This window comes from Nodosilinea sp. P-1105, assembly GCF_012911975.1.
GTDB lineage: Bacteria > Cyanobacteriota > Cyanobacteriia > Phormidesmidales > Phormidesmidaceae > Nodosilinea.
The window spans coordinates 1-741 of record NZ_SMDQ01000182.1 but is presented as its reverse complement, the minus strand read 5'-3'; the positions used below and the strand labels follow the sequence as shown (position 1 = coordinate 741).

General features: G+C 53.3%; 1 protein-coding gene. It reads left to right on the top strand.

The window, feature by feature from the left end:
- Positions 1-327: hypothetical protein (locus E1H13_RS26670; RefSeq protein WP_169617980.1), on the top strand; the 327-nt coding region annotated here is incomplete at its 5' end.
- Positions 328-741: the final 414 nt, after the last annotated feature.

The following is a 741-nucleotide window of genomic DNA, read 5'->3' as shown; positions in this document are numbered from 1 at the left end:
CCCCTGGCGGAGGAAATCCACGGTGAGCGATCGGTCTCGGAGATTCAGGAAATTGCCCGGCATTGTGTGGAGCGGTTAGCCAAGCAGATTGCCGATTTATGCGATCGTTACCAGATTGCTAATCCCGTCACATCGAATAACAGTGCTCCAACGCCCCTGGGCAACACCGCTCGTCTGGAGGCCATCCTAGAAGAGTTAGTGGTGGCCGTGAGAGGGAGTGGGGCGCTCTCATTCCCATCAGCCGCAGGGGTATCTGTGGATATTGAGCAAGGGGTGATGATGGATGGGGATGAGTTGGGAGATTTGGGGGACATCCTCCAGGATTAACCGAGGCAAGTGATTGAGCAGCTCTCGCAAGCCTGCCGCTCTGGGTGGGCTCTTCTCCTCATCCAGCAAAGGTACAACCGCCTCAATGCTGATCAATGATGAACTATTGTTTCATTGGTCAGCATAAAAACAGCCATAACTGACTAGCCATCGTAGAATACTCCTATCAGGGCGGTACCAGCCACGAAACGAGAGCGCTTGTACCGCGATGCTCTACCCTCTCTGATTCGGGATTGATCCCTGTTGTTACCCCAGGAGTTGGGTGCCATGCTTCTTTTTGTCAATAAGCGGAAAGCTTCAGAATGTCTGAACCTGAGCGGCTCGACCTTGAAAAAGTACCGTCTTCAAGGGGACTGGATCGAGGGCATCCACTGGGTGCGGATCAATAGTCGTTGTGTGCGCTATAACCTGGAG